Raw genomic sequence first — 25,409 nt, 5'->3', positions numbered from 1 at the left:
ATGACGCAGAGGAGCGATAAGTAGTGAGAAAGACAAAAATTGTGTGTACAATCGGCCCGGCAAGTGAATCATATGAAGGACTACTTGAGCTGATTGACGCGGGGATGAACGTAGCACGTCTAAACTTCTCCCATGGTACTCAAGAAGAACATAAAGTACGTATTGAACGAATCCGCAAAGCGGCAGCTGAAAAAGAAAAAGTGGTAGGCATTCTACTTGACACAAAAGGTCCTGAAATTCGGACGCACAAAATGAAAGACGGCCAAATCGAATTGGTACGAGGACAAGCAGTAGATATCGCAATGCAAGAAGTGCTTGGTACTGCTGAAACTTTTTCTGTTACCTACGAGAAGTTAATTCATGATGTTGATCGTGGTTCATTTGTCCTTTTAGATGACGGATTAATCGAACTTGAAGTAACAGGTAAAGATACGGATAAAGGGTTGATCCACACAAGAGTGATCAACGCAGGTCCTTTAAAAGATAACAAAGGTGTCAACGTTCCAAATGTTTCCGTTCAATTACCGGGAATTACGGATAAAGACAAAGAAGATATCTTGTTCGGTATTGAACAAGGCGTTGATTTTATCGCGGCTTCATTTGTACGTCGTGCATCTGACGTCATTCAAATCCGTGAACTACTTGAAAATAATGATGGTGGCCATATCCATATCGTGCCGAAGATTGAAAATCAAGAAGGTGTCGACAATCTAGATGAAATCCTTCAATTATCTGACGGTCTGATGGTTGCTCGTGGAGATTTAGGAGTAGAAATCCCAGCTGAAGAAGTGCCTTTGGTACAAAAAACGATGATTCGTAAATGTAACCAATACGGTAAGCCGGTTATCACAGCAACTCAAATGTTGGATTCTATGCAAAGAAACCCACGCCCTACACGTGCAGAGGCAAGCGATGTAGCCAACGCGATTTTGGATGGTTCAGATGCCGTCATGCTTTCAGGTGAAACGGCTGCAGGAATGTACCCGGTTGAATCTGTAAAAGTGATGTGTAAAATTGCTTTATCTACTGAAGAATCCATGGACTTCCATTCTGTCGTTTCCACAAGAACGAGAGAAAAAGAAGGGAATCTTACAGAGGCAATTGGACAAGCAGCCGCTTATACAGCACTAAACTTGAACGTCAAGGCGATTTTAGCCCCAACTGAAAGTGGTCAAACCGCTACGATGATCGCGAAATACCGTCCAGGTGTTCCGATTATTGCGGTTACTCGTTCTGAAGTAATTTCTAACAAACTGACACTTGTTTGGGGAGTGTATCCGATTGTTGGGAAGAAAGCACTCGACATCGATGGAATTCTTCAAGAATCCGTCGAAGAAAGTGTCAAGCATCAATACGTAACGCACGGTGATGTAGTCATCATTACGGCGGGTGTACCGGTTGGTAAAGCAGGTACAACGAACTTGATGAAATTACATGTAATCGGTGATTTAATCGGTCGTGGACAAGGCATCGGCAAAAACATTGCCTTTGGTAAAGCGAAAATCATCAAGAATTCACAAGAAGCATTGACACAAATTAAAGAAGGCGACATCATGGTTACGCATTCTACAGACCGTGATATGTTTGCAGCGCTTGAGCGATGTGCAGGGATCATTACTGAAACAGGCGGACTGACTAGTCACGCAGCAGTGGTTGGTTTAAGTCTCGGTATACCTGTGATCGTCGGTGCTGAAAATATTACATCTGTTATTAAAAATGGCAGTGACATTACAATGGACGCAGCGAGTGGCGTAATCTACAACGGTCACGCAAAAGTATTGTAAAAACATACAGACCGCTTCTCATTAAGAGATAGCGGTCTTTTTTGGAGGTTACTATATGAAGTGGTTAGCAGCATTATTTATTATTGTACCGACTGCGGAACTGGCTGTATTAATGGTTTCAGGTAAAACACTCGGTATCATGCCTACAATTTTGATTATTATCGCAACAGGAATTGGTGGTGCTTATCTTGCGAAGAAACAAGGACTTCGTGCATGGCGTGATTTACAGTACCGTATGGCTAATAGAGAAACCCCCGGTAAAGCTTTAGTAGATAGCGTCTGTATTTTACTAGGTGGGTTATTATTACTCATGCCTGGTTTTATTACAGACATAGTAGGGTTATTATTGCTGTTCAGCGGTCCGCGTAAACTATTGTACCCATTTATCGTCAAGTGGATTTACAATAAAATCCGTAATGGTCAAATCCGAGTTATGTAAATGTAGGATTTTCCTTGACTTTCAACGCGATAAATAGGAAGAATGGTAAAAACATAATGCCGTATAATCCGAATAAATAGACAGCGCAAGCGGTAATAACAAAGGAATGTACGGTACGTAATTTAAACGCATGTGCCCACAGAATGGATTCAATCATCTGCCTGCACACTAGTAAAATGATGTACAAAACTAATATGCCAATAGCCGATTGCATGTCATCAATATAGAAGGAAAAGGCAATCATCGGTAAAAACACCAGACCGATGCCAAGGAACGGAATACTATCGACCAATGAAATTAAAAACGCTTTAGTTAAGAAGGACTCGAAATCAAGCAACCAAAAACCGGCTGCCATTAGAATAAACGTCATGAAAAATAGTCGAATCTGAACAGAAAAGAAATGTCCCATCAAATGGCTTGACCTATCAAAAATCCTGCGTGCTACCTGTCTGAAGTTTTTAGGGAAGTATACTAAAAACCAAAAGCGATTGGTAGCACTTTCTCGTAAAGCGAAGAAATACGCGATAATAAATAAAAATGTACTGAAAATCTGCTGGAAAGTTTTTTGCAGTAAACTAATAATCCCTTCCATCGCTTCATGACTTACTTGAATAAATTGTTCTGCGGCCGCGTGTAAATTCCAGCCTTTACTATCCATCATTTCGATAATTACACCTAATTGATCTTCCATTGTCCAAATGACAGAAATCAATCCATTGATTGATAGGAATAGGAAGGTGTATACTAAAGAAGTAAGCACCCCCATTATGAGTAAAGCAGCTAAAAAAGCCGGCAGTTTTGTAAGAGCAATTAAGGAATTCATGAGCGGAGCAGTGAAGAAAGCGAAAACTATCGCAAATCCTACAGGTGGGATCACGATAAGGAAAATCACGATTAATATAGCTGGTAACCATTGACGGGCATAGGTTTCGAAGCGCTTGGAGTCAAAGGATATCATGCGAATTTGTCCATTCCTTTCGGGTAATAATAAATAAAAAACATCTTAACCATTCACAAAACCGTTCAAGTTGCTTATAATGGACTTTGTAAGCGTTTTAGATAAAAATATAATTAGCAGGTGGTCATCGTTCTGCACTCCGCTTCAGGGAGATGACCAAACTGGGAAGAAGGAGCGAATATCATGACAGCAACAAAAGGTTTGGAAGGTATCGTGGCAGCACAAACTCAAATCAGTTCCATTATCGATGACACTCTTACATATGTAGGATACGGCATCGATGATTTAGCAGAAAATGCTAGTTTTGAAGAAGTAGTTTACCTACTTTGGCACAAACGTTTGCCAAACGAAAAGGAACTAGCTGAATTGAAACAGCAGTTAGAAGATAACGCAGAAATTCCACAAGGGGTTCTTGATCACTTCAAAACGTACCCAATCGACAAAGTGCATCCAATGGCGGCACTTCGTACAGCTATCTCGCTTCTTGGATTATACGATGAAAAAGCGGAAGATATGTCACCAGAAGAAAACTACAATAAAGCAGTGAAGCTTCAAGCTAAAGTTGCAACTGTAGTTACTGCATTTGCTCGTATCAGAAAAGGACAAGAGCCAGTAGCACCTAAAAAAGGTTTAAGCTATGCGGCAAACTTCCTTTACATGCTTTCTGGGGAAGAGCCTGCTGATATTGCTGAAGAAGCATTCAACAAAGCACTTGTACTACATGCAGACCATGAATTGAACGCATCTACGTTCACAGCACGCGTATGTGTAGCTACTCTATCTGATATGTATTCTGGTGTTACTGCAGCAATCGGCGCTCTAAAAGGCCCATTACACGGCGGTGCAAACGAAGCGGTTATGAATATGCTAATGGAAATCGGCGATGAAGATAAGGTCGATTCATATATTCGTGAAAAGTTAGCTAACAAAGAAAAAATCATGGGCTTCGGACACCGTGTATACCGTCAAGGTGATCCACGTGCGAAGCACTTACGTGAAATGTCTAAGCGATTGACTACTCTTCGCGGTGAAGAAAAGTGGTACAATATGTCTGAACAAATCGAAGCAATTGTCACTGGAGAAAAGAAATTGCCTCCAAATGTTGATTTCTACTCCGCTTCGGTATATCATTCATTAGACATCGATCATGATATTTTCACACCTATTTTTGCTGTTTCTCGTTTTTCAGGATGGATTGCTCATATCCTGGAACAATACGAAAACAACCGCTTGATCCGCCCACGTGCAGAGTACGTTGGACCAGGCATGCAGAAGTATGTTCCAATCAATGAACGATAAAAAAAAGTAAATTCGTGGGGCGGTATCTCGTATACCGGCCCACTGATTTTGAACTCAGGAGGATATCAATAATGGCTAATGATGGAAAGATTACAGTAACTAACGGTGTTTTAAACGTCCCAGATCACGCAACGATTCCTTTCATTATAGGCGATGGCACAGGTCCGGATATTTGGCATGCAGCTTCACGCGTAATTGAAGCAGCTGTTGAAAAAGCTTATGACGGAAAAAAGAAGATTAATTGGTTAGAAGTTCTTGCAGGAGAAAAGGCATTCAACGAAACTGGTGACTGGCTTCCAAAAGAAACTCTAGACACAATTGAAGAATATCTAATTGCGATTAAAGGGCCACTTACTACGCCGATCGGTGGAGGATTCCGTTCATTGAACGTAGCACTACGTCAAGAACTAGATCTTTACACTTGCTTGCGTCCGGTTCGTTATTTCGAAGGAGTACCTTCACCCGTGAAACGTCCTGAGGATTGTGACATGGTTATTTTCCGTGAGAACACTGAAGATATCTATGCTGGGATCGAGTACCAAAAAGGTTCTGACGAAGCGAAAAAATTAGTTAACTTCCTTCAAACTGAATTAGGTGTTAAAAATATTCGTTTCCCTGAAACTTCCGGTCTTGGAATCAAACCAATTTCAGAAGACGGTACGAAGCGTTTAGTACGTTCTGCATTGAACTATACAATTGAAGAAGGACGCAAGTCTCTAACAATTGTACACAAAGGTAACATCATGAAGTTCACAGAAGGCGCATTCGCAAGCTGGGCTTACGAGTTAGCTGAAGAAGAATTCGGCGACAAAGTATTCACATGGAGACAATATGATCGTATTAAAGACGCTGAAGGAACAGATGCTGCAAACAAAGCACAATCTGATGCAGAAGCAGCTGGCAAAATCATCGTTAAAGATGCAATTGCTGATATCTTCTTGCAACAAATCCTTACACGTCCTAAAGAGTTCGACGTAGTAGCTACAATGAACTTGAACGGAGACTATATTTCTGATGCACTTGCTGCACAAGTAGGCGGAATCGGAATTGCTCCGGGAGCGAACATTAACTACGAAACAGGACATGCTATCTTTGAAGCTACTCATGGTACAGCACCTAAGTATGCAGGATTGGATAAAGTTAACCCTTCATCCCTATTGCTATCAGGTACTATGATGCTTCAACACCTTGGCTGGACTGAAGCGGCAGATCTAATCACTGCTTCTATCGAAAAGTCTATCGCATCTAAAGTAGTGACATACGACTTCGCACGTCTAATGGACAATGCAGAAGAAGTAAGCACTTCTGGATTCGCAGATGCACTAATCAAAAACCTATAAGCATTAACGAAAGAGGGGGATGTGAATCCCCCTCTTTTCTACTAATTTGTTCTGAAAAAGGAGAGTTTTGCATGTCATTGAAGCGTAAAAAAGTATCGGTTATCGGATCTGGTTTTACTGGAGCAACAACTGCATTCCTTTTAGCTCAAAAAGAATTATGTGATGTCGTCATCGTAGATATTCCACCAATGGAAAATCCGACGAAGGGCAAAGCGTTAGACATGTTGGAAGCTGGTCCGGTTCAAGGGTTTGATGCCAACATCATCGGTACATCCAATTACGAGGATACAAAAGATTCTGATGTAGTTGTCATTACCGCGGGTATTGCGCGTAAACCTGGAATGAGCCGCGACGACTTAGTACAGACAAATCAAAAAGTAATGAAATCCGTAACAGCTGAAATTATAAAGTATTCTCCTGATACGAAGATTATCGTTCTGACAAATCCAGTGGACGCCATGACGTATACGGTATACAAAGCATCCGGATTTCCTAAAGAACGTGTTATCGGTCAGTCAGGTGTGCTGGATACAGCTCGTTTCCGGACGTTTGTCGCACAAGAATTGAATCTATCAGTGAAAGATGTAACAGGATTCGTTCTGGGTGGTCATGGAGATGATATGGTGCCTCTAGTTCGTTACTCGACTGCTGGCGGTGTACCTTTAGAAAACTTGATCTCTGCTGGTCGTCTAGAAGAAATTGTAGAACGTACACGTAAAGGTGGAGCTGAAATCGTCAATCTGCTAGGCAATGGATCTGCATATTATGCGCCAGCTGCTGCATTGGTTGAAATGACAGAAGCTATTTTGAAAGACCAAAAACGTGTATTACCATCTATTGCGTTTTTAGAAGGCGAATACGGTATGAACGGGATTTATTTAGGAGTGCCGACGGTTTTAGGTGCAGGCGGTATCGAAAGAATTATAGAGCTCGAATTAACGGACGATGAGAAAATGGGGCTTCAAAAGTCCGCTGACTCTGTCCGTACAGTAATGAGTGTTCTAGCGTAAAATTATAGGTTAAAGATCGGACAGCTATCTAGCCGTCCGATCTTTTTTCTTGTTAGCTCGATTTTTCATGCACGGATTGTTATAATTTAATTATTGAAGTAATTTTCAGCTTTTTCATTGATGACTGTAGAAATATAGGAGGGATTTATTTGTTGAAAAGTAGACGGAAATTGATAGGAAAAGATATTACAGAATTAGAAATCGGCGAGAGGCTACACTTGACCGAGAAAATTGAAGATAAAGACTTAATGCTCTATCTAGGATTGACGAATGATGCCAATCCGCTTTATCTACAACATGATTACGCAGCGGAGACGATATATGGACAGCCCATTGTTCCACCCATCATGTTGACGGGGATCGTGACAGCAGCTATTTCAAAACATATGCCTGGACCAGGCGCGCACATAATTAATCAGCAACTGCATTTTCCTAAACCTGTCTATCATTACTCAATTGTTGAGTTCGTTCTGGAAGTGACAAAGCTTGAAATTCAGTCGAACCAAGTAACCATCCAAGTACATGCGACGGATCAAGAAGGAGAACGAATTATGAGTGGGGAAGTTGTGGTTATCGCTCCACAAAAGTTGCCTGTCAAACTTGCGCAAACGAAGGAAGCCGCGGATGGGAATTAAACAGCAAAAGATTTTGATTGTGGAAGATGAACTGTCTATACAAAAACTGCTTGAATTCACATTGCAACAAGCGGACTATAAAACGGTACTCGCAAATGATGGAGAAGAAGCCGTGGAGAAAGTTTTAGATGAACAGCCTGATTTGATTATCCTGGATTTAATGTTGCCCAAAATAGACGGATTAGAAGTCTGCCGTATGCTGAGAAAAGAGGATATTGAAACACCTATTATCATGTTGACTGCTAAAGGAGAAGAGATGGATAAAATCGTCGGACTAGAAATGGGTGCCGATGATTATATGACCAAGCCTTTTAGTCCACGTGAAGTGGCGGCAAGAGTTCGTGCGGTTCTTAGGCGTACAGGTGAGCGCAACCATATGAAGGAAAAGAAATTGGTTGCCGGGCAGCTGACGGTGTATCCTGAGCGCTTAGAAGTCTATTTAGACGAGAAACCACTAGAATTTACACCGAAAGAATTTGAGTTGCTTGTTTATTTCATGAAGCATCCGAATCGAGTGTTCTCTCGTGATCAGTTGCTGCAAGCGGTGTGGAATTACGAATTTGCAGGAGATTCAAGAATTGTGGATGTGCACGTGAGTCATCTGCGCGATAAAATCGAAGAAAATACGAGGAAGCCGCGCTATATTAAAACGATGAGAGGCGTCGGTTACAAGTTCGGGGAGCAAAACTAGATGAAGTACTATTACGGAAGAATTTTAACAGCATCTGCAGTCATTTTATCTATTTTACTAATTGTGCTAGGAATTATCTTAGGACAATTTTTTCATTTATTTGGAGAAAATGTGGATGCGACCATACAACAAACTTATTGGGTCTACTTACTGTTTACGCTAGTTTTAGTATTTGTTGTCATGATGTTTGTTATGGCAAAAATTCTTCAACAGTATATTAAGCCGATTGATCACTTCACAGGTGTTGTGCATCAATTGGCACGAGGGAATTATTTGGCGCGTGCGCATAATGAAGACAGTGAAATCAATCATCAACTAACGAATTCCATTAATCAAGTCGCACAAAAATTACAAGGGAACTCTGCACTTCGCGCAATGGAACAAGAGCGTTTAAAAACATTGGTCAGTAGCATTGGTAGCAGTCTATTAATGTTTGGAAGACAAGGTGCAGTGAATTTGGTCAACCGCGTCTTTGAAGAAACATTCGATCGCAATGGAGAAGAGTTGATGGGGAAAACGTTTAAAGATATCGGTTTGCCTTCAGATATTGAAAAAGAAATTGAAACGATATTTTTAACTGAAGAAGTGCGTACATTCCAATCTGAGGTATTACTTGCAGAAGGCATTTGCCATTTAGAAGTGTACGGTGCTCCTGTAATAGGTGAAAACGGTAACTGGCTTGGAATCGTTATCATTATGCACGACATTACAGAGTTGGTTCGTCTTGAACAAATACGGAAGGATTTCGTGGCGAATGTGTCTCATGAATTAAAAACACCTGTGACGTCAATTAAAGGTTTTTCAGAAATGTTGCTGGATGGCGCGGTAGAAGATCCTGTGATGAAACGTGAATTCCTGGGGATTATGTATAAAGAAAGTAATCGTCTGCAATTATTGATTGAGGATTTATTGCGCTTATCCAGTATGGAACGTGGAAGTTTTGAAATTATACGAAAACCGGTTGATGTGGTGGAGGTAGTCGAACAGTCCATCAAAATCGTTCAAGCAAGAGTTCAGGAAAAAGATATGCGAATCGATTTGCAAATGCCAGACCAATTAGTCATTCCTGCAGATCATGATCGTTTAGTGCAAGTGATGGTGAACTTATTGAATAATGCCATTGCCTACTCGCAAGAAAAAACGATTGTGACGGTTTCTGTAGAAGAAATTGAAGAGTACGTAGAAATTACGGTTCGTGACCAAGGGATTGGTATTATGTCTTCAGAGCTACCGCGTCTCTTTGAACGTTTTTACCGTGTAGATCGTGCCAGAAGCAGGGAGTCAGGCGGCACAGGATTAGGTCTTGCGATTGTGAAACACATTGCTGAAGCGCATCAAGGCACTGTCACAGTGGACAGTGAAGTGGGTGTTGGTACAGTTTTCCGTATTCAGCTACCTACACATGAATAAATGTAGTAAAGAATTTGAAACTTACTAGACTACTGTTCCGTACAGTAGTCATACATAGAAAAGGGGGAACAGTTATGAGCACAAAAAGACTCCTGGTGACATTCGGTTTGTTTATCACCGGATTAGTACTTTTATTGATCGTCTTTACCACGTGGTACACAGTAGACGAATCTGAACAAGCTGTCGTCATTTCGTTCGGGCAAGCTGGCGCACCTGTGACGGACTCAGGTCTACATTTTAAATTACCTTGGCCGATTCAGAAGACAGAGATTTTATCCAAGGAAACGTATAGTATCCATTTCGGTTACAAGCAAGATAAGTCGGGTGAAATCGTAGATAAGGAAACGAAGATGATTACAGGGGATGAATACATCGTTCTGACCGATTTGACAGTGCAGTGGCGTATTGTTGATCCGAAGAAGTATTTATTCAATGCAGAAGATCCTATCGAGATCTTAAGGGATGCGGCGTCAGCTTCTATTCGATCTGTCATCGGTAGTTCCACAATCGATGCGGCTTTAACGGATGGAAAAGCTGAAATTGAAGCAAAGACACGTGATTTATTGACTAGCTTAGTAGAAAAATATGATATCGGTGTCGCGGTACAAGGCGTAAAGCTACAAGACGTTGAATTACCGAACGCAGAAGTACGTGCAGCATTTACCGCTGTAACGGATGCGCGTGAAACAAAAAACACGAAGATTAACGAAGCGAAAAAGTATGAAAACCAGAGAACGAAAGAAGCGATTGGTGAACGTGACGCGATCAAATCCCAAGCACAAGGGAAAAAGACCGCACGTATAGAACAAGCACGTGGTGACGTGGCGGTATTCAGCGATTTATATAATGAATACGCAAAAAGTAAAGATATCACTCGCGAGCGTTTGATCATTGAGACGCTAGAGCAAGTATTACCTAAAGCAAACCTTTACATCATGAACGATAGCGGAGAAACGATGAAGTATTTACCACTCCAACAATTGCAAAAAGATCAGCCGCCTGTAACGGAAGAAAAGGATAAGTCAGCTGAAAAAGGAGGGAAAGCTTCATGAGTAACGAACAAAACCCTTTCAAGAAGATAGAAGAGGCCCTCAAGAAGATGGGGGAAACTGATCAAAAAAGAAGTGCACAGAAGCCAGGACCGGAATCAGATCCTAAAGTTACACAGATGCGACCGAAAAAAGCGTTTGATATGAAAAAGTATACGAAACTCATTATCTCGCTAACAGTTGTTTTTGCGATTCTCGTTATTCTGTTATCTAACCTATTTATTGTAAAAGAGAATGAGTACCGTGTCGTTCGTCAGTTTGGTGAGATTACACGAATTATCGAAAAACCTGGTATGAATATGAAAATACCATTCATTCAAAGTGTTAGTACATTGCCAAAAAACCGAATGACTTCTAACGTGTCAGAAGCTGAAATCAATACAAAAGATAAGAAGCGGATCATCATTGATAACTATGCAATATGGCATATTACTGATCCTGCGAAAATGATTTCTAACGCACGTAATATCGTCAATGCGGAAGCAAGAATGGAAGAATTTATTTATTCTGTTGTCCGTAATGAAATGGGACGTCTCGATTATGTCAATGTCGTCAATGACGAAGATTCTTCTCGCGGAAGCTTGAATGATGATGTCACGGCCAAAGTAAATAAGTTCTTGGACGATGGTAATTATGGAATCAAAGTAGTGGATGTCCGTATGAAGCGTATTGATTTACCTGAAGAAAACGAACAATCTATCTACACACGGATGATTTCAGAACGTGATTCGACTGCGCAATCATACCTTTCAGAAGGTGACGCAGAAAAGCAGAAGATTGAAGCGGAAACAGATCGTGAAGTGCAGGAAATGTTAGCGAAAGCGAAAAAAGAAGCAGCGATTGTCACTGCTCAAGGTGAGGCAGAAGCTGCAAAAATCTATAATAATGCGTATGCAAAAGATCCTGAATTCTACAAACTGTATAGAACACTTCAGTCTTATACGAAAGTCGTGGATGACGAAACGATGATCATCCTTCCAGCAGATTCTCCATATGCCAAGCTATTAACCGGCAATATCGAGTAATCATAAGTGCGTCATTTTCATTCGAGTTGCCAAACGTGGTAAACTAGATGAAAATGACGTTTTTTTATAGTGACGAACATGAAGGAGTGGGATGAATTTTGACGAAAAAGAAAGTCGTCTTATTGGATGGTAACAGCTTAGCCTATCGTGCATTTTTCGCTTTACCTTTATTAACGAACGAAAAAGGTGTTCATACAAACGCGGTATATGGTTTTACGATGATGTTAGAGACCATCTTAGCGAATGAAAAACCGACGCATGTGATCGTAGCTTGGGATGCAGGCAAAACAACATTCCGCCACAGTACGTATACAGAATACAAAGGCGGACGTCAAAAAACTCCACCAGAGCTATCGGAGCAGTTCCCGTATATTCGTAAACTAATTGAAGCATTCGGCATTACGCAGTATGAACTCGATTTATATGAAGCCGATGATATTATCGGGACATTAAGCAGAGAGTGCAGTGATGCGGAAGCAGAAGTCGTCATCATTTCGGGAGATAAAGATTTAACACAACTTGCGAATGATCAGACGACCGTATGCATCACAAGAAAAGGCATTACCGATCTTGAAAAATACACACCAGCCCATATCGAAGAGAAATATGGTATTGCACCATTGCAGATCATCGACATGAAAGGTTTGATGGGCGATGCATCCGACAATATCCCAGGTGTACCTGGAATTGGTGAAAAAACAGCACTGAAATTATTGAAGGAATATGGTTCTGTAGAAGCGGTCTATGAATCGATCGATCAAATCACGGCAAAGAAAATGAAAGAAAATCTTGTGAACAATAAAGACCAAGCGTTCATGAGTAAAGAACTCGCGACAATTGAAGTTCACGCACCGATTACGGTGTCATTGAATGATTTGGACTTTGTTGGACGTAACGAAGAAGAAGTTATACAACTATATAAAGAATTACAATTTAAATCATTGCTTGAAAAGATGGATGTATCTGTCGAAGTTCAACCACTAGAAGAAATCGCTGTTCACACTGTAGAAGAGATTACTTCCGAGATGCTGACGGATACGATGTCTGTGCATGTCGAAATCGATGGTGATAATTATTTATCTCAAGATATTTTAGGTATAGGTCTGTCGAATGAAACAGATACGTATTTCATTTCTACGGAATTAGCTACATCGTCTGATCTCTTTAAAAACTGGATTGCGGACCATGCAACGCGTAAATATGTTTCAGATTCTAAATCAGCCTATGCAGCAATTGCGCGATTAGGTATGGAGCTAAATGGTGCAGAATTCGATCTTATGCTGGCGGCGTACATCGTCAACCCTTCATTCTCAACAAATGAAGTTTCAGAAATTGCTCGTTCATTTGGCTATCATGGTGTAGAAAGTGATGAAGCAGTCTATGGCAAAGGAGCTAAACGGACTGTACCGGCACCTGAACAACTTGCTAACCATACTGCGAGAAAAGCACATGCGGTGTGGGAGTTGCATCCAGTTGTTACAAAACAGTTGGAGGACAATGAACAGCAAGACTTGTTCCATGACCTAGAATTACCGTTAGCAAAGATTCTCGGGAAAATGGAAGTAACCGGTGTGAAAACGGACGTAGACGTGCTGAAAACGATAGGCGAGCAGTTATCGGAACGTCTGGCGGTCATCGAGAAGACGATCTATGAAATGGCTGGCGAGAAATTTAATATTAATTCGCCTAAACAACTCGGCGTCATTTTATTTGAGAAAATCGGATTAACTCCTATCAAGAAAACAAAGACAGGCTACTCGACAGCTGCGGATGTGTTAGAGAAGCTCGAAAGCGAACATGAAATCATTCAACACATTTTACTATACAGACAGCTTGGTAAATTAAATTCCACATATATTGAAGGACTAACGAAAGAAATTCATGAAGACGGAAAAATCCATACACGTTTCCAGCAAGCCTTAACACAGACAGGAAGATTGAGCTCGATCAATCCGAACTTGCAAAATATCCCGATTCGTTTGGAAGAAGGACGCAAAATACGTGCAGCATTCATTCCATCTGAAACAGAATGGATTATGTTTGCGGCCGACTATTCACAAATTGAATTGCGTGTACTTGCACATATTTCGCAAGATGAAAAATTGATAGAAGCATTCCGGCAGGGCGCGGATATTCATACGAAAACCGCCATGGATGTTTTTGGTGTGAAGCAAGAAGAAGTCGATAGCAATATGCGTCGCGCTGCAAAAGCAGTCAACTTTGGTATCGTCTATGGCATCAGTGATTATGGATTATCACAAAGTTTAAATATTACCCGTAAAGAAGCAGGGGAATTTATCGATACGTATTTAGCGAGTTTCCCAGGCGTCAAACAGTATATGGATGACAGTATTATTGACGCCAAGCAAAAAGGCTATGTGACGACACTATTGAAACGTAGACGGTATTTGCCGGATATTACGAGTTCGAATTTTAACTTGCGCGGGTTCGCAGAGCGTACAGCGATGAATACACCGATCCAAGGAACTGCTGCAGACATCATTAAACAAGCGATGATTGATATGGATGCCAGACTTGAAAAAGAAAATATGCAAGCGCGTATGCTACTACAAGTGCATGATGAGTTGATCTTTGAGGCGCCTATGGAAGAGTTGGAGAAACTAAAAGAAATCGTACCGGAAGTCATGGAACAAACGATTCAACTGGATGTTCCTTTGAAAGTCGATTGGAATTATGGCAAGTCTTGGTACGAAACGAAGTGAGTGAATATAGATGCCAGAACTACCGGAAGTAGAAGGAGTGGTGCGAGACCTTGCACCGCTCGTGGAAGGGCGGACGGTGAAGCAACTATCTGTATCGGATACCGTCGTCATTTCTAAAACAGCTGGAAAAGAAACGATTATTAAAGGGAAATCTGTAGACGACTTTCTCCACGGCATGGAAAATATGCAAGTCGAGAAAATTGTGCGTCGCAGTAAATATATTTATTTTCATTTAATGAAAGAAAATCAACCATACTTGCTCGTCAGCCATCTTGGCATGACGGGCGCTTGGTTTGTCGTAGATTCTCCTGACGAAATTACAGAAGAGAAATTTCGCAAGCATGCGCATGTCTTTTTAGAAATGGAAGATGGCGGATTACTAGTCTACTCGGATATACGAAGATTTGGCGAAATGCGTCTACTGCAGGCGGAAGAAGATTTTCCTCCTTTGTTAGAGATGGCACCAGAACCTTTTTCTGATGAAGCCCTGAACCATTTTTTATCGATGGCAGAAACTCCGAAGTATAAAAGAAAACCGATCAAAGAAGTCATCATGGATGGCAAAGTGATTTCGGGATGCGGCAATATTTATGCTACAGAAGCGCTGTTTCATATGAAGATCCATCCGGGGCGCTCAGCGGAGCGGATCAGCAAGAAGCGCAAAGTTTTATTGTTTGAAGAAATTGTACGTGTTTTGCAAGAAAGTATCGATGCGGGTGGTAGTACAATATCCGATTATCGTTCAGTTAACGGCAACGCGGGCACGATGCAAGATCGACTGCATATGTACGGTAAAAAAACATGTTTAGCATGTGACACACCGACTAAGAGTAAGCAGATTGCAGGTAGAACGTCTGTCTATTGTCCAGCTTGCCAAAAATAAGGAGTGATGAACGTGATTATCGGATTAACAGGAAGTATTGCAAGTGGGAAAAGTACTGTAGCCAATATGTTGCGTGAAAAAGGTTACCCTATTGTCGATGCGGATGTAATCGCGAGAGAAGTGGTGGAGCCAGGCAGTCCATTGCTTGATAAAATCCAACAGACATTCGGTGAAGAGGTGTTACGGGAAGATGGTACACTCAATCGCGAACAGCTCGGTGCGGTTATTTTTGGCGATGAAGTGAAGCGACAACAGTTAAATGAATTGATGCATCCTGCAATCAGAGGGCGAATGGTCAGTCAGAAAGAAGATTATTTAACGCAAGGCTATGAAACGATCATCATGGACATCCCTTTACTGTTTGAAAGTAAACTTCAGGACTATGTGGAGAAGATTGTCGTAGTTTCTGTTACGAAGGAAATTCAAAAGCAGAGACTAATGGCACGCAATGAATTGACGGAAGCAGAAGCAGATGTCAGAATTGCATCGCAGCTGGATATGGATATCAAAGAACAAGGCGCTGACGCGGTTATTCACAATAACGATAGAGTGGAAGAAACCGAAAAGCAGCTAGATACAATCCTTGAAAACTGGCAAGCTGTACCGAGATCATGAGCGTGGAGAAATAATTTGTAAATTTAATGTGTAATAGTGTTGGCATAATGATAAAATGTGTTATACTAATGAACGATTAAGGATATAAAGTATAACATACATGCAGGAGGATCCCTTTAATGACTACAAAAATTGCAATTAACGGACTCGGCCGTATTGGACGGATGGTATTCCGCCAGATTATCAAGGAAGACGATGTTAATCTAGTTGCTGTCAATGCGACATATCCAGCTGAAACGATTGCACATCTCTTGAAATACGACTCCACACACGGAGTGTTCGATGGTGAAATCGTAGCGGAAGAAAACGCGATCATTGTTAACGGCAAACGTGTACAATTAATTACTGAGCGTGACCCTTCGAAATTGCCTTGGAAAGAACTTGGCGTAGATATCGTTATAGAATCAACAGGTGTATTCAACTCTCGTGACAAAGCAGCACTTCACTTGGAATCCGGAGCAAAGAAAGTAATTTTAACAGCTCCAGGTAAAAATGAAGACGTAACCGTTGTAATCGGAGTGAATGACGACAAATTAGATGTGAACAAACATAGTGTAATTTCTAATGCTAGTTGTACAACCAACTGTTTAGCGCCAGTTGCAAAAGTATTGAATGATGAATTCGGTATTGTAAACGGCTTAATGACAACTGTACACGCATATACGAATGATCAGAAGAACCTGGACAACCCTCATAAAGATTTACGCCGCGCGCGTTCTTGTGGAGAGTCCATCATTCCTACTTCAACAGGTGCTGCAAAAGCGTTGTCTCTTGTACTTCCTGAGCTTGAAGGAAAGATTCATGGTTTGGCATTGCGTATCCCGACACCGAATGTTTCCCTTGTGGACTTGGTAGTGGACGTAGAAAAAGATGTGACGGTTGAAGAAGTGAACAACGCGTTCCGTAAAGCAGCAGAAGGCCCGATGAAAGGCATTCTTCGCTTTACTACAGAACCTCTTGTATCAATTGACTTCAATACGACTACAGAATCTGCAACACTTGATGGACTTTCTACCATGGTCATGGGCGATCGTAAAATCAAAGTGCTTGCTTGGTATGATAATGAGTGGGGTTATTCAGCACGTGTTGTGCAATTGGCGAAAAAAGTCGCTGCTGCATTAACGGACAAAGTAACTTCTTAATGAACGAATCAGCACTTCATCTTACGGGATGAAGTGCTTTTCTATATCCGTTTGTTGTTGTATGGATAGTTTCTGTTATAATGAAAAGTACTAATGAAAATGCGGAGGAACTAACTATGTTATGTCCAGCTTGTCACTATAACGGAACACGTGTAATTGATTCGCGGCCAGCGGAAGAAAACCGCTCCATTCGACGAAGACGTGAATGCGAAAAATGCAGTTTTCGTTTCACGACATTTGAAAAAGTAGAGCATTCTCCGCTAGTTGTCGTAAAGAAAGATAAGACACGAGAAGAGTTCAGCAGTGAAAAATTGCTAAGAGGATTAATTCGCGCGTGTGAAAAACGTGCGGTTCCGATCGAACAATTAAAAGATATCGTCAGTTCTATCGAAAAAGAACTAAGAAGCTCAGGAAATGTCGAAATAGATTCTGAACAAGTAGGAGAAATGGTGATGGAACGACTAGTGGATGTAGATGAAGTGGCGTATGTACGATTTGCGTCTGTCTACCGACATTACAAAGACATCACAGTCTTTATTGACGAGTTGCAACAATTGCAAAACAGGAAAGATGAACAAGAGTAAGATGTTGATCTAGAAGGGGAGGCGATTGTTAAAATGCTTTATACAGAGTTGCAGCCTGTCGATTCCTTCGAAGTGAAATTAGCACATCCGTTCTCTGCGTATGACCGACAGATGCTCACGCTATTTTACCAGCCACTTATCGGTCCTGAAGCGGTCAGTTTGTTTATGACACTTTGGACAGATGCGGAGAGCAGAGAACCGCAAGAACATACCCACTATTATTTAATGAATATGTCTTCTTTCCCACTTCAAGCCATTTTTGAAGCAAGGATTTCATTGGAAGCTATTGGGTTATTACGTACCTATAAGAAGAAACAAGAAATAGATAAGCGGTCTTTCCTTTACGAATTATTACCGCCTCTCGATGCACCTTCTTTTTTCAGTGATCCGCTCCTATCTACATTTTTATTCAGTAAAATCGGAGAGCAACCCTATCGTCAGTTGCGTGGCCGATTTTTAGAGGAGCCTATTGCGAAAGAGGAGTATCAAGATATATCACGGACATTTTTAGATGTCTATAAACCAGCAAGAGGCGATCAAGCGATGGAATTGACTGCAGGAATGCACTTTCAAGGAAAGAGTGAACCTCCAGGCATACCATTTTATGTAGCGAATTTTAATTTTGATTTATTTTATAACGGACTTTCAGAACAAATGATCCCTAAAGCTTCGTTACGATCTATTTCTCAGGAAATGATTGCGATGCTAGCTTTCTTGTATTCACTGAGTCCGCTTGATATGCAAAAGGTCGTGATGATTGCAATGGATGAAAATCATCAGCTAACAGAAGAAAAAGTTCGTAAGGCGGCTGCGGAGTTTTATAAGATGAATACGTCAAAGCAACCACCTAAATTACAGTCGGTGTTTACACAGCCGATCGTTGATGAAGTGCCAAAAGAGAATATGAGTCGTGACGAAGAATTGCTATTCTATTTGGAACATACACCACCGAAAGAGATGTTACGCAAAGTCAGCAAAAAAGAACCATTCCTTGTAGATATTCAACTTGCAGAACGATTAATCAATCTGCATAAATTTCCAGTTGGTGTCGTCAATGTTTTGCTACAATATGTAATGCTACGTAATGATGGCAAAATCACGAGCAGTTTTGTGGAACGAATCGCTTCTCATTGGGCGAATAAACAAGTAAACGATGCGAAAACCGCTTTGAAGCTATCAAGAGAAGAACATGATCAATACATGAAATGGCTCAAAGAAGGAAAGCAGTCGACGCCTAGAAATCGAAAGCCAACGAGAGAAGAAAAAGTTCCGGAATGGTTTTCAAAGCGTGATAAAAAGAATAAGAAATCCGAAAAACTTGATGACTTTAATGTGGAGGAAGAACGCCAGAAGTTATTGAAAGAATTGGGGATTCAAGAATCAGAGGTGAAGTAATATGGAACGAATTGGGGATGCGATGAAACGCGTAGTGAATGCTCCTTCATTAGCCCAAAAATACGACGAGCTTAAAACGGAAGTTATGGAAGATCCGTCTGTACAACAATTTATTAACGATCATTCCGATGAGGTCAATACAGAAGTGGTCAATCGCAGCCTAGGGAAATTATATGAATTCACAACAGCTTCCCACGCTTGTGAGCGCTGTCCGAATCTCGAAGGGTGTATTAATGTCATGAAAGGCTTTGAGCCGAAATTAGTCATCGCACAGCGCCTAATTGATATTGATTACATAGTCTGTCCTACTAAACAGTTGGAAGACGAGCGTAAAAACATCTCGAGAATGGTGAATAGTATGTACATGCCTAAAGAAGTGATGGAAGCACGTCTAGCTGATGTGAATTTCCTGTCGGAGGATAGTCGCGTTGTCGTGATGCGGGCTGCTAAAGATTTCTTGAATCAAATCGATTCTGCCGGTAAGGTTCCTGAAAGGGGATTCTATCTATTCGGTAATTTTGGTATTGGTAAGTCCTTCATTTTAGGTGCGTTGGCGAATGAATTAGCCACTCGACGTATACAGACTGTTGTCGTCTATGTGCCGGAATTCCTGCGTGAGATGAAGCAATCTATTCAAAACCAAACATTGGACGAAAAAGTGGAATTTGTGAAGCGAGCTCCTGTCTTGATGCTCGATGATATAGGGGCAGAAACGATGTCGACGTGGACACGGGACGAAGTGCTTGGCACAATCCTACAGTACCGTATGGCGGAAAAGCTACCCGTATTCTTTACGTCCAACTTTAATTATGATGAATTAGAACATCATCTTACAACGAGTCAACGTGGAGAAAAAGAGCCTATTAAAGCTGCACGTATTATGGAAAGAATTCGCATGGTCAGCCAGCCATTTAAACTGGGTGGGGAGAACTGGCGGGATTAATTTCTCCTAAAAAAAATGCTTTGTTGAAAGAATTATTCAATTACACTTGCAATTACGCTCAGACTTTTCTATACTATTACACAGTTCAACATTCATAAAATGTTAAAATGCATCGAAGAGGACAATAATTTATTTTTCACCTATCCAGAGAACAAGGGCACGGCTGAAACCCTTGTAGGCAGAAGATAAATTTACCACCTCCAAGCAGCATCAGTGAAATGAAGTAGCTGATGACGGTAGCGGCCCGTTAGCCGATCGAAAGCTTCGGTCTTTTCGCGTTTTTGCGAATGGAAGGAAGAAGGGTGGAACCACGAGCTCAAGCCTCGTCCCTTTAGGGATGGGGCTTTTTTGCGTTCAAAAAAAGAAAGGAAGTCATACACATGCCAGAAAATATTCATTTAACATTTCCAGATGGAGCAGTAAAAGAATTCGAGGATGGCGTCACAACAGAAGAAATTGCAGGCTCCATTAGTCCTGGATTGCGTAAAAGCGCATTGGCAGGGAAAATTGGAGATCAGCTGATCGATTTGAAATCACCAATCCATACAGATGGAGATATTAGTATCATTACGCCAACATCAGATGAAGCATTGGAAATTCTGCGCCATAGTACGGCTCACCTTTTGGCACAAGCCGTCAAACGTAAATTCCCTGATGCTAAACTTGGAATAGGACCTACTATCGAAAATGGATTCTATTATGATATTGATTCACCTACACCAATTACAGCTGAAGACTTACCTGAATTAGAAAAAGAAATGAAACGCATCATCGGTGAAAACTTGCCGGTCATTCGTCACGATGTATCCCGCGCTGAAGCCGAAAAACGTTTTAAAGAAATAGATGATGAATACAAATTGGAACTTCTTGAAGCAATTCCTGAAGATCAACAAGTGTCCATTTATGAACAAGGAGAATTCTTCGACCTATGCCGTGGTATTCACGTCCCGTCTACAGGTAAACTAAAAGAATTTAAATTGTTAAGCATTGCAGGAGCTTATTGGAGAGGAAACTCTGATAACAAAATGCTACAGCGTATCTACGGAACAGCTTTCTTCAAAAAAGACGAGCTGAAAGAACACTTGCGTATGCTCGAAGAAGCGAAAGAGCGTGATCACCGTAAAATCGGTAAAGAATTGAATCTCTTCACGAATTCACAAAAAGTTGGACAAGGTCTACCATTATGGTTGCCAAAAGGCGCAACAATTCGACGTGTAGTAGAGCGTTATATTGTAGATAAAGAAGAAAGACTAGGCTATCAGCACGTGTATACACCGGTACTTGGAAGTTTAGATCTCTACAAAACTTCAGGTCACTTGGATCATTATCAAGATAGCATGTTCCCAATTATGAGCATGGATAACGAAGATCTTGTTTTACGTCCAATGAACTGTCCTCACCATATGATGATTTATAAAAATGGTATTCATTCGTATCGTAACTTGCCACTACGTTTGGCAGAACTCGGCACAATGCACCGTTATGAAATGTCAGGAGCACTTTCAGGTCTTCAGCGTGTTCGCGGAATGACATTGAATGATGCGCATATCTTCGTGCGTCCAGATCAGATTAAAGAAGAGTTTAAACGTGTTGTCATGTTGATCATCGAAGTATATAAAGACTTCAACATCAAAGATTATTCATTCCGTCTATCGTATCGCGATCCTGAAGATACAACGAAATATTTTGATGACGATGAAATGTGGGAACGCGCACAAACGATGTTAAAAGAAGCAATGGATGAGATGGAGCTTCCGTATACAGAAGAAGAAGGCGAAGCAGCATTCTACGGTCCGAAACTGGATGTACAAGTTAAAACAGCAATTGGCATGGAAGAAACACTTTCCACTGCACAACTGGACTTCTTATTACCTGAACGCTTCGACCTTACGTACATCGGGGAAGACGGGAAGCAACATCGTCCAGTCGTCATTCATAGAGGTGTCGTTTCTACAATGGAACGTTTTGTTGCCTTCTTAATTGAAGAATACAAAGGAGCTTTCCCAACATGGTTAGCGCCAATCCAAGTAGAACTCATCCCAGTATCACCTGACGTTCACTTTGATTATGCCGAGGACGTTAAAGAGAAACTGATATTGGCAGGGTTCCGAGTAGACGTAGACAGCCGTGACGAGAAGATTGGCTATAAAATCCGTGAAGCGCAAGTACAAAAGGTTCCGTATATGCTTGTACTAGGAGATCGTGAAATGGAAGCCGGCGAAGTCAACGTTCGTAAATACGGTGAACAAAATTCTGAAAGTATGTCATTCGACGCGTTCCTTGAGCTAATCAAAGAAGACGTGAAGAAAGACTAAAAGAAGAAATAAGCACCTTGGATCTGTTTTTTAGGAATGCTTTCCACTTATTACACAAGGCTTTATGCGGTAGGCGTAGCGATGTGCCAGACAAGGGTTCATCTTGTCTGGGTTCAATCGCGTTAACCAGCCGCAAGCGTTGAAGTGGGGTTATAGCTGTTATTTATTCCGCTTTTCTAAAGTTTTGAAAATAGTAGTTGCAATCCAATGTATAATAAGCTATACTTAAAAAGTTGAATTAATTCAAACATAACCTGTGCATCCGACAATGAGATCTGCAGAGTTATTGACACTTGATACTAAAGATGTTATTATTAATAAGGTTAACTGAATACAGTTTGTGGTATAAGAAGAGGCTACCCGCTTCTCACCTGATCGACGCAATGAAGTTGTTGCCAGGTTAGCACAATAAGTTTATATCTATGCGTACTAGCATAGTATACTTACGCGGGTAGACAAATCATATTTGTCTACTTTTTTTATTTTGTAAAATGAATAGACCTATGGGACTTTGAAATCGGAATGTCCGATATACCAAAACATGTATTCACGAGACAATATTCGGAGGTGGATTACTATTAGCAAAGACATGTACGTAAATGATGGTATCAGAGCACGTGAGTTGCGATTAATTGATCACAACGGCGAACAACTCGGTATCAAAACACGTAATGAAGCTTTAGATATTGCTGCTCAAGCAAACCTGGACTTAGTTCTTGTTGCTCCACAAGCGAAGCCCCCAGTAGCTCGTGTTATGGACCATGGAAAGTTCAAGTTCGAACAGCAAAAGAAAGAGCGTGAAGTACGTAAGAATCAAAAGATCATCAACGTAAAAGAAGTTCGACTTAGCCCTACAATTGATGAGCATGATTTCCAAACGAAACTTCGTAACGGAATCAAGTTCCTTGAAAATGGGGATAAGGTAAAAGCTTCGATTCGTTTCCGCGGTCGTGCGATTACGCACAAAGAAATTGGCCAACGAGTACTTGATCGCTTTGCAGAAGCTTGCAAAGAAGTTGCAACTGTTGAAGTTAAACCAAAAATGGAAGGTCGGAGCATGTTCTTAATACTTGCCCCACTTGCCGAGAAACAGTAAGAGTAACAGTAACACGAACAATTTAGGAGGAACAGAACATGCCAAAAATGAAAACTCACCGCGGTTCCGCGAAACGTTTCAAAAGAACTGGATCTGGTAAATTAAAACGTGGCCGTGCTTACACAAGTCACCTATTTGCTAACAAATCTACGAAGGCTAAGCGTCACTTACGTAAGTCTTCACTAGTTTCTTCAGGCGATTACAAGCGTATTCGCGAAATGCTAACAAACATGAAGTAAGACCGAACACACACTTATAGGATAAGCAGGAGGTAATGCACTATGCCACGCGTAAAAGGTGGAACAGTAACGCGCAAGCGTCATAAAAAAGTATTGAAATTAGCAAAAGGTTATTTTGGTTCAAAACATAGACTTTATAAGGTAGCAAACCAACAGGTAATGAAATCTTATAACTATGCTTACCGTGACCGTCGTAACAAAAAACGTGATTTCCGTAGACTATGGATTACACGTATCAACGCGGCTGCTCGTGTGAATGGTATTTCATACAGCACATTAATGCACGGCTTGAAAGTAGCTGGCATCGATGTTAACCGTAAGATGCTTGCAGAACTTGCAGTGACAGATGCACCAGCATTTGCACAACTTGCAGAAACAGCAAAAAAATCTGTAGCAAAATAAGATGAACCAAAATCCACTTTCGTTTTCATTCTTATATGGAAATGAAGGTGGATTTTTTCGTATGGAGGAATGGCTGAAATGGCGCAAACTCTATTGATTTATATGGTCATCCTGTCACTCTGGGCATTTGGGGCAATGGGATACGATAAAAGACAAGCTCAAAAGAAAAAGCAACGTGTGCCAGAACGAAACTTATGGCTACTAGCATTGCTTGGCGGTGGAGTGGGTGCGTACTTTGGCATGCAATTCTTTCATCACAAAACAAGAAAGACCAATTTCCGTATTGGATTTCTACTTCTAATGATGATTGATATCGTGTTGCTACTTGCTATATATGGTGTGAAATTGCCAACAACAATGACATTTTGATATAAAAAAGCGGAAATAGCTTTTCTAAGCTATTTCCGTCAACTCAAGATTTCATTAATTGTTCAATGGGGTTCTTCCAATTGATCTCGGCATGAGGATAATTCGTCCGTACTTCGGATTCAAGGAAATGAAAGTCCTCTTTCGTCATACCTTGTAACTTTGCTTCATTTTTCACCCAAATGAAAATGGAAACAACATCAAAGGAATCAGTCGTGGTGCCTAGATATTTCTCACCTTCAAACATCGCACCTTTATACGTAATAAAGAAGTTTTTACGGATGTTTTTAACGTCATCATAAAAATAATATTGTTCTTTTTCATACGCTTCATCCAGCTTTCGCTTAGCGTCTGTCAAATAGCGAATTCCGGCATAAAATAAATAAATCACAAGTGCTATAATAAAGACGCGGATCAATAAAACCATGAAATCAGCTCCTGCAAACGATATAGTACTTTACTATACGGATGAGCATGAGAAAAGGATTCATTTTATAATAAAATGGTGGAGGGAATTTGAATGAAATTACATCAACTATTTGAAATGCAAAGAGCGCTCGATACATATATTCAAAAAAATCATCAAACGAATGAGACGTTTACTGAAAGAGGTTTGGCATTAGTAGTCGAACTTTCGGAGTTAGCTAACGAAACACGTTGTTTTAAATTCTGGAGCACAAAAGGTCCTTCAGCAGATGACGTCATTTTAGAAGAATATGTAGATTCTATTCATTTCTTATTGTCTTTAGGAATCGAAAAAAGCTTTGACGGATTGGAAGAATGGCCAGCAGGTGAGGCTACAGATCAAAATCTGACACAACAATTCATTCAAACAGGCCAATCTATTTATGCATTTTTGGATTCATTAACATTTGATGATTATAAAAAAATCTGGGTGAACTACGGTGTGCTTGCGAATACGCTCGGATTTACTGAAGAACAAATTATTCAAGCATATATTGATAAAAATGAAGAGAACTACGCACGCCAAAGAAGTGGATATTAAACAGTACCATTCACTTCATCGTAATTTTAACTATAGTAAGAATTTCATAAATAAATAAAT

Annotated in this window: 25 protein-coding genes and 1 other annotated feature; of the genes, 23 read left to right on the top strand and 2 right to left on the bottom strand. The window is 40.8% G+C overall.

What is annotated here, in order from left to right; genetic code table 11:
• Window positions 1–23 precede the first annotated feature (23 nt).
• Both pyk and CSV72_RS05370 read left to right on the top strand, forming a co-directional pair.
• A complete protein-coding gene (gene pyk / locus CSV72_RS05375) occupies window positions 24–1,784 on the top strand; it encodes a pyruvate kinase (protein ID WP_099677459.1) in 1,761 nt (586 codons plus the stop codon).
• Window positions 1,785–1,839: 55 nt separating this feature from the next.
• On the top strand, window positions 1,840–2,223 hold the full coding sequence (locus CSV72_RS05370; protein WP_099661234.1) for an FxsA family protein: 384 nt from the start codon (window positions 1,840–1,842) through the stop codon (window positions 2,221–2,223).
• Here the strand turns inward: CSV72_RS05370 and CSV72_RS05365 are convergent.
• The gene (locus tag CSV72_RS05365; RefSeq protein WP_099677458.1) at window positions 2,216–3,181 is read right to left on the bottom strand and encodes an AI-2E family transporter; all 966 of its coding nucleotides are present in this window, start codon (window positions 3,179–3,181) and stop codon (window positions 2,216–2,218) included. The two genes, CSV72_RS05370 and CSV72_RS05365, sit on opposite strands and share 8 nt — an antisense overlap.
• Window positions 3,182–3,364: 183 nt before the next feature.
• Here CSV72_RS05365 and citZ point away from each other — a divergent pair, with 183 nt between their 5' ends.
• The 20 genes from citZ (at window position 3,365) to CSV72_RS05265 (ending at window position 24,346) form a co-directional block, all read left to right on the top strand.
• A complete protein-coding gene (citZ, locus tag CSV72_RS05360; protein WP_099677457.1) occupies window positions 3,365–4,480 on the top strand; it encodes a citrate synthase in 1,116 nt (371 codons plus the stop codon).
• A gap of 71 nt (window positions 4,481–4,551) precedes the next feature.
• A complete protein-coding gene (gene icd, locus CSV72_RS05355; protein ID WP_099677456.1) occupies window positions 4,552–5,820 on the top strand; it encodes an NADP-dependent isocitrate dehydrogenase in 1,269 nt (422 codons plus the stop codon).
• Window positions 5,821–5,891: 71 nt separating this feature from the next.
• Window positions 5,892–6,830 (top strand): malate dehydrogenase, encoded by a 939-nt coding sequence (mdh, locus tag CSV72_RS05350; protein ID WP_099661233.1) that lies wholly within the window; start codon window positions 5,892–5,894, stop codon window positions 6,828–6,830.
• A gap of 149 nt (window positions 6,831–6,979) precedes the next feature.
• Window positions 6,980–7,465 carry a MaoC/PaaZ C-terminal domain-containing protein gene (locus CSV72_RS05345; protein WP_099677455.1) on the top strand — a complete coding sequence of 162 codons (486 nt, stop codon included), beginning with the start codon at window positions 6,980–6,982 and terminating at the stop codon, window positions 7,463–7,465.
• Window positions 7,455–8,156 carry a response regulator transcription factor gene (locus CSV72_RS05340; protein WP_099677454.1) on the top strand — a complete coding sequence of 234 codons (702 nt, stop codon included), beginning with the start codon at window positions 7,455–7,457 and terminating at the stop codon, window positions 8,154–8,156. The genes CSV72_RS05345 and CSV72_RS05340 overlap by 11 nt, the downstream gene beginning before the upstream one ends.
• Window positions 8,157–9,566: a two-component system histidine kinase PnpS gene (gene pnpS, locus CSV72_RS05335; RefSeq protein ID WP_099677453.1), complete on the top strand. Its 1,410-nt coding sequence runs from the start codon at window positions 8,157–8,159 to the stop codon at window positions 9,564–9,566.
• 74 nt (window positions 9,567–9,640) lie between these two features.
• Window positions 9,641–10,618, top strand: a complete 978-nt coding sequence (hflK, locus tag CSV72_RS05330; RefSeq protein ID WP_099677452.1) for an FtsH protease activity modulator HflK — start codon at window positions 9,641–9,643, stop codon at window positions 10,616–10,618.
• Window positions 10,615–11,640, top strand: a complete 1,026-nt coding sequence (hflC, locus tag CSV72_RS05325; RefSeq protein WP_099677451.1) for a protease modulator HflC — start codon at window positions 10,615–10,617, stop codon at window positions 11,638–11,640. Before hflK ends, hflC begins: the two co-directional genes overlap by 4 nt.
• A 98-nt stretch (window positions 11,641–11,738) precedes the next feature.
• Window positions 11,739–14,363: a DNA polymerase I gene (gene polA, locus CSV72_RS05320; protein ID WP_099677450.1), complete on the top strand. Its 2,625-nt coding sequence runs from the start codon at window positions 11,739–11,741 to the stop codon at window positions 14,361–14,363.
• Between the two features lie 10 nt (window positions 14,364–14,373).
• Complete coding sequence (gene mutM / locus CSV72_RS05315) at window positions 14,374–15,246, top strand: bifunctional DNA-formamidopyrimidine glycosylase/DNA-(apurinic or apyrimidinic site) lyase (protein WP_099677449.1); 873 nt, start codon at window positions 14,374–14,376, stop codon at window positions 15,244–15,246.
• A gap of 12 nt (window positions 15,247–15,258) precedes the next feature.
• Entirely contained in the window at window positions 15,259–15,861 is a 603-nt protein-coding gene (gene coaE / locus CSV72_RS05310) for a dephospho-CoA kinase (protein WP_099677448.1), read from the top strand.
• A gap of 119 nt (window positions 15,862–15,980) precedes the next feature.
• The gene (locus CSV72_RS05305) at window positions 15,981–17,003 is read left to right on the top strand and encodes a glyceraldehyde-3-phosphate dehydrogenase (protein ID WP_099677447.1); all 1,023 of its coding nucleotides are present in this window, start codon (window positions 15,981–15,983) and stop codon (window positions 17,001–17,003) included.
• Between the two features lie 116 nt (window positions 17,004–17,119).
• A complete protein-coding gene (gene nrdR, locus CSV72_RS05300; protein ID WP_099632831.1) occupies window positions 17,120–17,587 on the top strand; it encodes a transcriptional regulator NrdR in 468 nt (155 codons plus the stop codon).
• Window positions 17,588–17,620: 33 nt separating this feature from the next.
• On the top strand, window positions 17,621–18,982 hold the full coding sequence (locus CSV72_RS05295) for a replication initiation and membrane attachment family protein (RefSeq protein WP_099677446.1): 1,362 nt from the start codon (window positions 17,621–17,623) through the stop codon (window positions 18,980–18,982).
• A gap of 1 nt (window position 18,983) precedes the next feature.
• A complete protein-coding gene (dnaI, locus tag CSV72_RS05290) occupies window positions 18,984–19,925 on the top strand; it encodes a primosomal protein DnaI (protein ID WP_099677445.1) in 942 nt (313 codons plus the stop codon).
• A gap of 103 nt (window positions 19,926–20,028) precedes the next feature.
• Window positions 20,029–20,259 (top strand) — a binding site (T-box leader).
• 46 nt (window positions 20,260–20,305) lie between these two features.
• Window positions 20,306–22,240, top strand: coding sequence for a threonine--tRNA ligase (thrS, locus tag CSV72_RS05285; protein WP_099677444.1), 1,935 nt, complete (start codon window positions 20,306–20,308; stop codon window positions 22,238–22,240).
• A 589-nt stretch (window positions 22,241–22,829) separates the two neighbouring features.
• Window positions 22,830–23,336, top strand: coding sequence for a translation initiation factor IF-3 (infC, locus tag CSV72_RS05280; protein ID WP_143561153.1), 507 nt, complete (start codon window positions 22,830–22,832; stop codon window positions 23,334–23,336).
• A 38-nt stretch (window positions 23,337–23,374) separates the two neighbouring features.
• A complete protein-coding gene (gene rpmI, locus CSV72_RS05275; RefSeq protein WP_085131191.1) occupies window positions 23,375–23,575 on the top strand; it encodes a 50S ribosomal protein L35 in 201 nt (66 codons plus the stop codon).
• Window positions 23,576–23,617: 42 nt separating this feature from the next.
• Window positions 23,618–23,977: a 50S ribosomal protein L20 gene (gene rplT / locus CSV72_RS05270; protein ID WP_029052910.1), complete on the top strand. Its 360-nt coding sequence runs from the start codon at window positions 23,618–23,620 to the stop codon at window positions 23,975–23,977.
• Between the two features lie 69 nt (window positions 23,978–24,046).
• Window positions 24,047–24,346 carry a DUF1294 domain-containing protein gene (locus tag CSV72_RS05265; protein ID WP_369802879.1) on the top strand — a complete coding sequence of 100 codons (300 nt, stop codon included), beginning with the start codon at window positions 24,047–24,049 and terminating at the stop codon, window positions 24,344–24,346.
• Window positions 24,347–24,389: 43 nt separating this feature from the next.
• Here the strand turns inward: CSV72_RS05265 and CSV72_RS05260 are convergent, their stop codons facing one another.
• Window positions 24,390–24,770 (bottom strand): sigma-w pathway protein ysdB, encoded by a 381-nt coding sequence (locus CSV72_RS05260; protein ID WP_099677441.1) that lies wholly within the window; start codon window positions 24,768–24,770, stop codon window positions 24,390–24,392.
• A gap of 93 nt (window positions 24,771–24,863) precedes the next feature.
• Between CSV72_RS05260 and CSV72_RS05255 the strand changes: the two genes are divergently transcribed.
• Complete coding sequence (locus CSV72_RS05255; protein WP_099677440.1) at window positions 24,864–25,349, top strand: dUTP diphosphatase; 486 nt, start codon at window positions 24,864–24,866, stop codon at window positions 25,347–25,349.
• The last annotated feature ends 60 nt before the right edge of the window (window positions 25,350–25,409 follow it).

Source organism: Sporosarcina sp. P20a (assembly GCF_002743175.1).
GTDB lineage: Bacteria > Bacillota > Bacilli > Bacillales_A > Planococcaceae > Sporosarcina.
This window is presented reverse-complemented; position numbering and strand designations above follow the sequence as displayed.